This is a genomic window from Rickettsiales bacterium, from assembly GCA_033762595.1.
GTDB lineage: Bacteria > Pseudomonadota > Alphaproteobacteria > Rickettsiales > UBA8987 > JANPLD01.
The window spans coordinates 1-6,950 of sequence record JANRLM010000047.1; the positions used below are offsets into that span (position 1 = coordinate 1).

Annotated in this window: 10 protein-coding genes; 4 read left to right on the plus strand and 6 right to left on the minus strand. The window is 35.2% G+C overall.

The window, feature by feature from the left end; genetic code table 11:
- On the plus strand, positions 1 to 267 hold a 267-nt coding region (locus tag SFT90_03570; GenBank protein MDX1949565.1), incomplete at its 5' end, for a DUF4236 domain-containing protein.
- A gap of 4 nt (positions 268 to 271) precedes the next feature.
- Positions 272 to 1,057, plus strand: a complete 786-nt coding sequence (locus SFT90_03575; GenBank protein ID MDX1949566.1) for a YbhB/YbcL family Raf kinase inhibitor-like protein — start codon at positions 272 to 274, stop codon at positions 1,055 to 1,057.
- A 1-nt stretch (position 1,058) separates the two neighbouring features.
- Here SFT90_03575 and SFT90_03580 read toward each other — a convergent pair whose 3' ends face one another.
- The 5 genes from SFT90_03580 to rpsU form a co-directional block, all read right to left on the minus strand.
- Complete coding sequence (locus tag SFT90_03580; protein MDX1949567.1) at positions 1,059 to 1,466, minus strand: Fur family transcriptional regulator; 408 nt, start codon at positions 1,464 to 1,466, stop codon at positions 1,059 to 1,061.
- Between the two features lie 22 nt (positions 1,467 to 1,488).
- Positions 1,489 to 2,523 carry an anthranilate phosphoribosyltransferase gene (trpD, locus tag SFT90_03585; GenBank protein ID MDX1949568.1) on the minus strand — a complete coding sequence of 345 codons (1,035 nt, stop codon included), beginning with the start codon at positions 2,521 to 2,523 and terminating at the stop codon, positions 1,489 to 1,491.
- A 52-nt stretch (positions 2,524 to 2,575) separates the two neighbouring features.
- Entirely contained in the window at positions 2,576 to 3,355 is a 780-nt protein-coding gene (locus SFT90_03590; GenBank protein MDX1949569.1) for a TatD family hydrolase, read from the minus strand.
- Positions 3,356 to 3,527: 172 nt separating this feature from the next.
- On the minus strand, positions 3,528 to 4,550 hold the full coding sequence (ilvC, locus tag SFT90_03595; protein MDX1949570.1) for a ketol-acid reductoisomerase: 1,023 nt from the start codon (positions 4,548 to 4,550) through the stop codon (positions 3,528 to 3,530).
- A 77-nt stretch (positions 4,551 to 4,627) separates the two neighbouring features.
- Positions 4,628 to 4,819, minus strand: coding sequence for a 30S ribosomal protein S21 (gene rpsU, locus SFT90_03600; protein MDX1949571.1), 192 nt, complete (start codon positions 4,817 to 4,819; stop codon positions 4,628 to 4,630).
- Between the two features lie 244 nt (positions 4,820 to 5,063).
- Here rpsU and trmD point away from each other — a divergent pair, with 244 nt between their 5' ends.
- Both trmD and rplS read left to right on the plus strand, forming a co-directional pair.
- On the plus strand, positions 5,064 to 5,783 hold the full coding sequence (gene trmD, locus SFT90_03605) for a tRNA (guanosine(37)-N1)-methyltransferase TrmD (GenBank protein MDX1949572.1): 720 nt from the start codon (positions 5,064 to 5,066) through the stop codon (positions 5,781 to 5,783).
- A gap of 66 nt (positions 5,784 to 5,849) precedes the next feature.
- Positions 5,850 to 6,236 carry a 50S ribosomal protein L19 gene (gene rplS / locus SFT90_03610; protein ID MDX1949573.1) on the plus strand — a complete coding sequence of 129 codons (387 nt, stop codon included), beginning with the start codon at positions 5,850 to 5,852 and terminating at the stop codon, positions 6,234 to 6,236.
- Between the two features lie 94 nt (positions 6,237 to 6,330).
- Here rplS and SFT90_03615 read toward each other — a convergent pair whose 3' ends face one another.
- Positions 6,331 to 6,804 (minus strand): low molecular weight protein-tyrosine-phosphatase, encoded by a 474-nt coding sequence (locus tag SFT90_03615; protein ID MDX1949574.1) that lies wholly within the window; start codon positions 6,802 to 6,804, stop codon positions 6,331 to 6,333.
- Positions 6,805 to 6,950 lie beyond the last annotated feature (146 nt).

The window sequence follows — 6,950 nt, forward strand, 5'->3', positions numbered from 1 at the left end:
CCAATTAAAATGGGCTTAAAGCTTAGAAAAATTGTTCCAATTGCCAAATTATTAAAGCTAAATTTTAGCAAATCTGGTGCATCACTAACTTTTGGAAAAAAAGGATCCGCAATAAATATCAGTAAAGATGGGGTTCGTGCATCTATTGGCAAAGTTGGCTCTGGAATTGGATATAGTGAATATTTTTCATTCAAAAAATTAAAATTAAACTATGTTTTTATCGGCGTAGCTTTAATTGCTATATTATTAATAATTTTTACATCTTAAATTTATGAAAAAAACTATTATTTTTACTCTGATTTTTATGGTTGGTTTGGCAATATTTTTTAAGGATAAAAAAATTGCTGAGTTGGAAATAAATTCAAAAAAAGAAGCTGTTACTAAAGCTGAAACCTCAGAAAAACCTATGGTTGTAGAAGAAAAGCCATTTAGTAAGTTAGAATATAAACTAGGTTTTGATGTTAGCCTTGGGCTTGATAAATCATTTAATGTAAAAGTTGAAAATCTTGAAAACGGTTTAGTATTGCCTAGTGATTTTGCTTATTGTGAAGGTAAGGATAAAGACGGAAAGAATATCCGCCCTGAAATTTCTTGGAAAAATGCTCCTGAGGGAACTAAATCTTTTGCAGTTTTTGTTATAGATCCTGATGTTCCAACTGATTTTACTGATGCTAACAAACAGGATAAAATAATTCCTGCTACTCTGGCTAGGCAGAATTTTTTCCACTTTGGAATGGTTAATATTCCGGCAGATATTTCTAAAATTGAAAGAGGTGAGGGCAGGGGGCAAGCTAAGCAACAGCCTAAATTCGGTAGGCTTGCTATAAATGATTATGCTGCATTTTATGAGCCAGACGCAAATTTTATTGGTTGGGATGGGATGTGTCCGCCTTGGAATGATGAAAAAGTTCACAGATATATTTTTGTTGTCTATGCCTTAAAGGTTGAGGATATAGTTGTTGGAAAGCAATTTATGGCGAAAGAAGTTTTCAAAAAAATTGCTGATAACGCGATAGGATATGGTTATCAATTTGGAATGTTTACTAGGAATAATTAGACTAAACTTTAGGAACAACATATAATTCTAGTTTGTGGCCAACTAGATTATAGCCATAATCATTGGCGATTTTTTCTTGAAGTTTTTCAATTTCTTCATTTACAAACTCAATAATTTCGCCAGTTTTAATATTTATTATATGATCGTGATGATCTTCAGTGGATTCTTCATATCTAGCTTTGCCATCACCAAAATCGTGCTTTTCAACAATTCCATTTTCTTGAAACAGCCTAATTGTGCGATAAACGGTGGCAATACCGATTGTATTATCAATTGCGTAAGCTCTGCGATAAACTTCTTCAGTGTCTGGGTGATCTTTAGATTCGACGATAATTTTTGCAATTAGCTTGCGTTGCTCTGTCATTTTCAAGCCTTTTTCAAGGCATTTTTGAACTATAGAATTTGGCATAAAATTTTTTGTAGAAAATAAATTATATTAAAAATGAATTTGAAATTTCAACTAATCTATCTAGTTTTTTTAGTGCATTGCCAGATTTTATACTTGCTAAGGCAATTTTAATTCCTTCTTCTAAATTTTCAACCCTGCCTGAAACTTTTAATGCCATAGCAGAATTTATCAAGACGGAATCTAAATAAGCCCCCTCAATTCCTTTTAAGCAATCCCTTAATGCTTTTGCATTTGTTTCAGAATTTCCGCCAATTATTTCATCTTCGTTGTAAACTTTTAACCCAAAATCTTGCGGATTAATTTCATATGAAGAAATTTTTCCGTCAATTAATTCGCAAACATAAGTTGAACCGGTAATTGAAATTTCATCGCTACCATCTTTGCCATGAACTATTACTAAATGCTTATAGCCAAGTTCTTTGCCAGCTTCAGCGATTATTGGCAAAAATTTTCTTGCAAAAACTCCCATCATCTGTCTCACTGGTTGTGCTGGGTTTGAGAGTGGTCCAAGCAAATTAAAAATGGTTTTAATCCCAAGTTCCTTTCTAATTGAAGAAACTGAAGCCAAAGCCTTATGATATAAAGGTGCAAAAAGAAAGCAAAGCCCAATTTGCTCAAGGCAGGAAGCCGATTGCTCAGGTGTTAATTCAATATTCACATCAAGCTCTTTAAGAACATCGGCTGAACCAGTGAGAGATGAAACAGAGCGGTTGCCGTGCTTTGCAACCGGCACGCCACAGCTTGAAACTACAATCGCAACAGCAGTTGAAATATTATAAGTTCCTTTGTTATCACCGCCTGTTCCACAGGTATCAATGATTTTTTCTTGCAGATTTTTATCAATTTGAAGCTTTTGCATTTTGGCACGCATTACTTTTGTAGCTCCAATTAATTCAATTGGGGATTCTCCCTTAACTCTAAGTGCAGTTAAAATTGATGCAATTTGTGCTGGCGTAACCCCGCCATTTATAATCGCGAGGAATAAATCTTGCGTTTCAACTTCCTCAAGGCCTATACCACAGGATAATTTTTCAATTGCATTTTGTATTAGGGACATAAAAATGTTTTTGTAATTAATTTATTTAGCAATTTTATTTTGAAAAAGGAAACTAAATTCTTTTAGCTTTTTTGAAAAGGTTGAAAAAATTTTCTGTCGTTTTGTTTGCAAGATTTTCAAACTCAATATTTTTTAGATTCGCAATAAATTCTGCAGTGTTCCTTGTGAAAGCTGGCTCATTGCTTTTGCCACGATGCGGAATTGGTGCTAAAAAAGGGGAGTCCGTCTCAACCAACAACCTTTCTAAGGGTATAACATTTTTTACAACTTCCTGCAAATCTTTTGCCCCTTTGAAGGTTACAATTCCTGAAATTGAGATATATAAACCTAGATCAAGGGCTTTTTTTGCTAAATCTGCAGTGCCAGTAAAGCAGTGGAGCAGGGCAGGGAAGAAGCCTTTTTCCATTTCAGTTTTTAGAATTTGATAAGTATCTTCCTCAGCATCTCTAGTGTGAATTATTACAGGAAGACCAGTTTGCCTTGATGCCTCAATATGCGCTAAAAAGTTTTTCTTCTGATTTTCTGGGGCGGAATTTTTGTAATAATAATCAAGCCCACATTCACCTAAACCAATGGTTTTTGGGCGGTTTGAGAGCTTGATTAATTCTTCTGCTGTTATTTGTTCTTTATCAGCTTCGTGAGGGTGAATACCGCAGGAAGCAAAAACATTCTGGTTTTCTTCCGCAATTTTATAGACTTCTTCATATTCAGCTAAATGCGTACAGATGGTTTGCATATAACCAATTCCAGCACTTTTTGCACGAGAAATCGCACCTGAAATATCACCTTTCAGCTCTGGAAAATTTAAGTGGCAATGTGAATCTACAAGCATAAATTGGTGATTAGGGCTTGGGGATTGTGTATTAGATATTTGATACAGCAAGTACCTTTTCATACCCGCGAAAGCGGGTATCCAAAATTCTTAAGATGGATTCCCGCTTCCGCGGGAAAGAAAAATATTTTGATTATTAATATAAATAACCTTAGAATCCAGAACCCAAAACCTAAGCAGCCTGAGTTTCTTTAACAATTTTATTACGAGCAATCCAAGGCATCATATCACGAAGTTTTTTGCCGATAGTTTCAATTGGGTGTTTCACTGAATCTTCTCTCCACTTTTTAAGTTGCGGAAAGCCAGCTTTAGCATCAGCAATATATTTCTTAGTGAATTCACCAGATTGGATTTCTTTAAGAGCAGCTTTCATTCTCTCTTTCGTCGCAGCATCAACAATTTTAGGGCCAGTGTAGAAATCACCCCATTCTGCTGTGTTTGAAATTGAATATCTCATGTTAGCTAAACCGCCTTCATATATAAGATCAACGATAAGTTTAAGTTCGTGCAAGCACTCAAAATAAGCCATTTCTGCAGGGTAACCAGCTTCAACCAAAGTTTCGTAGCCAGCTTGGATAAGTGCTGTTGCACCGCCACAAAGAACGGCTTGCTCACCGAATAAATCAGTTTCGCACTCATCGCGGAAGTTAGTTTCAATAATGCCAGATTTACCACCACCAACGCCTGAAGCATAAGCAAGTGCAATTTTTTTAGTATCTCCAGAAGCATCTTGATGAACCGCCATTAAGCAAGGCACACCGCCACCTTTTTGGAATTCGCTTCTAACCGTATGTCCAGGGCCTTTTGGTGCAACCATAAAAACATTCACATCATTTGCAGGCTTGATAAGCCCAAAGTGAATATTTAAGCCGTGTGCAAACGCAAGATAAGCACCTTTTTTAAGGTTAGGCTGAATATCATTAGTAAAAATATCGCCTTGATGTTCATCTGGTGCAAGTAACATAACTACATCAGCACCTTTTGTAGCTTCCGCAGGCGTTTTAACCACAAAGCCAGCTTGCTTCGCACGAGATGCAGTATTTGAGCCATCTCTAAGCCCTATAATTACATTTGCAACGCCACTATCTTTCAGGTTTTGTGCGTGAGCGTGACCTTGAGAGCCATATCCAATAATTGCTATTGTTTTATTTTTGATTGAAGAAAAATCGCAATCTGCATCATAATAAACTTTCATAAATCTCCATTTAGTTTGAATGTTAAACAAAAAAGCCCCCAAAAGACAAGGGGGCTTCTAGAGTAAATTTACTTTAATTAATCAAAGTATCTATTTGATTTTCTGTTCTTTTTAAGTGCCTCTTCAGATTTTCTGAGTTTCTTTTCAGAAGGTTTTTCATAATATCTGCGTTGCTTAACTTCCTTAAACAAGCCTTCTTTCTGAAGTTTCTTTTTAAGCGTTCTTAAAGCCGCCTCTACATTGTTATCACGAACATTAACTTGAACCATTTTTATTTACCCGCCTTCAAAATTTTTGAATTAATGGTTGTTATATGCACTTTGATTATATATTTGTCAACATTATTTGATTGTCACCCCGCATTTATTGCGGGGTTAATTGAGGAAAGTGCTTCTAAGGCTTAAGTTTTGAGCCTGTTTTATGGTTAACCCCGCAATAAATGCGGGGTGACACTGGAGTAAAAAAATTAACTTATGTAAACATATATTATTTTGAAAGTTTAATTATAAAAATATGCATTTTAATATTATTACATTATTCCCTGAAATGTTCCCAGGTGTGAATGGGTTTGCGCTGGCTGGCAAGGCCTTGGAAAAAGGGCTTTGGAGCTTTGAAGCTATCAACCCTCGCTCATTTACACATGATGTTCATAATAGCGTTGATGATACCCCTTATGGTGGCGGTGCGGGAATGGTTCTTAAGCCTGATATTCTAGCAAAATCTGTTGATTATGCTATTGAAAAATATGGAAATTTAGGTGTTGCAATTTATCTTAGTCCTCGCGGAGTTAGCCTAAATCAGAGTTTTATTGATAACCTTATCAGTAAACCGTCAACTATCAACCATCAACATATAACTATTTTATGCGGTAGATACGAAGGCGTTGACCAAAGATTGTTAGATAAATATGGTTTCCAAGAGGTTTCTATTGGCGATTATATACTCTCTGGTGGAGAAATTGCAGCAGGAGTGTTAATTGATGCTTGCGTTCGTAAATTAAATGGTGTAATAGGCAACCAAAATACTCATGATGAGGAGAGTTTTAGCTTGCCTGAAAGTGAGTTTTTGCTTGAATATCCGCACTATACTAGGCCTGATATTTGGCAAGGAATACAAGTTCCTGAAGTATTAAAATCGGGTAATCATAAGGAAATCCGCAAGTGGCGGCTAGAGCAGGCGGAAAAGATAACTCAGAAAAACAGGCCAGATTTATGGCTGAAATATAAAGGTTAATTTGTTGTTTCGTTGTTTCGTTTATTCGAATCAACTAATTAACAAATAAGCGAAAAACGAGGATTTATGAAACACGCATTGCAACAATTTGAAGCTAATTATTTAAGCTCAATTAAAGAAACTAAGAAGATACCTGAATTCAAAGCGGGTGATACAATTAAAGTTAATTTCAAAATTATTGAAGGAGATAAAGAGCGTATTCAATCATACCAAGGTATTTGTATTGCTCTTAGAAACCGAGGAATTAACTCATCTTGCACAGTTAGAAAAATTTCTAATGGAGAAGGTGTTGAGAGGGTTTTCCCAATTTACAGCCCTAAGGTTGAATCTATTGAGTTAGTTAGAAAAGGCGTTGTTCGTAGAGCTAAATTATACTACCTAAGAAAATTAACTGGCAAAGCTTCAAGGATCGCTGAAAAACTAGATTTTTCTGACAATAATTCTTCAAACTAGTTTTATAGTTTGAGTTTTTATTGATGTTATATTATAATTTTATTTACTGCCCCGCATTTATTGCGGGGTTTTTATTTGGAGTGTTGTAACTAATCTATTCCCTCTCAAGTTCTTCTATAAGATTTAGGCAAGCTGATTCTAAGAGATCCAAAACTTCCTCAAAACCATCACTGCCTTTATGATAAGGGTCTGGAACTTCTTGAATGAATTTATTATCGCCATATTCTCGCAGGAATAGCTTTATTTTGTGCCTCTCTTCCCTAGGAGCAACTTGCTTTAGATCTTCATAATTTGCCTTATCCATTGCAATAATTAAATCAAATTCAAAAAAATCTGAAAATTCTATTTGTCTGGATTTTTGCCTAGTTAAATCATATCCTCTATTAGCGGCGTGTTCTATAGATCTTCTATCTGGTGGGCTGCCTTTATGCCAGCCAGAAGTGCCGGCGGAATCAACAGAAATTTTATGTTCAAGATTTTTATTTTTTATGAAATGCTCAAAAATACCCTGTGCAGTTGGGCTTCTGCAAATATTTCCAAGGCAAACAAATAATATTTTCTTCTTCATCAAAAATTTTTTTATATATGATGAATAGCTAAAATAAATTTTATTGTTAGAAAATCAAATTATAAAAAATTTTAGATAAGCGATTTAGCTAAACTTTCTAAATTAGTGGTGGTCCGTAGTGGAAAAACCTCGAACCGCTTAATTGA

What these genes read in the sequence shown, in the direction of transcription:
- SFT90_03575 (MDX1949566.1), top strand. Translation starts at nt 272, where the DNA reads ATGAAAAAAACTATTATTTTTACTCTGATTTTTATGGTTGGTTTGGCA.
- SFT90_03590 (MDX1949569.1), bottom strand. Translation starts at nt 3,355, where the DNA reads ATGCTTGTAGATTCACATTGCCACTTAAATTTTCCAGAGCTGAAAGGT.
- trpD (MDX1949568.1), bottom strand. Translation starts at nt 2,523, where the DNA reads ATGTCCCTAATACAAAATGCAATTGAAAAATTATCCTGTGGTATAGGC.
- rplS (MDX1949573.1), top strand. Translation starts at nt 5,850, where the DNA reads ATGAAACACGCATTGCAACAATTTGAAGCTAATTATTTAAGCTCAATT.
- SFT90_03580 (MDX1949567.1), bottom strand. Translation starts at nt 1,466, where the DNA reads ATGCCAAATTCTATAGTTCAAAAATGCCTTGAAAAAGGCTTGAAAATG.
- SFT90_03615 (MDX1949574.1), bottom strand. Translation starts at nt 6,804, where the DNA reads ATGAAGAAGAAAATATTATTTGTTTGCCTTGGAAATATTTGCAGAAGC.
- trmD (MDX1949572.1), top strand. Translation starts at nt 5,064, where the DNA reads ATGCATTTTAATATTATTACATTATTCCCTGAAATGTTCCCAGGTGTG.
- ilvC (MDX1949570.1), bottom strand. Translation starts at nt 4,550, where the DNA reads ATGAAAGTTTATTATGATGCAGATTGCGATTTTTCTTCAATCAAAAAT.
- rpsU (MDX1949571.1), bottom strand. Translation starts at nt 4,819, where the DNA reads ATGGTTCAAGTTAATGTTCGTGATAACAATGTAGAGGCGGCTTTAAGA.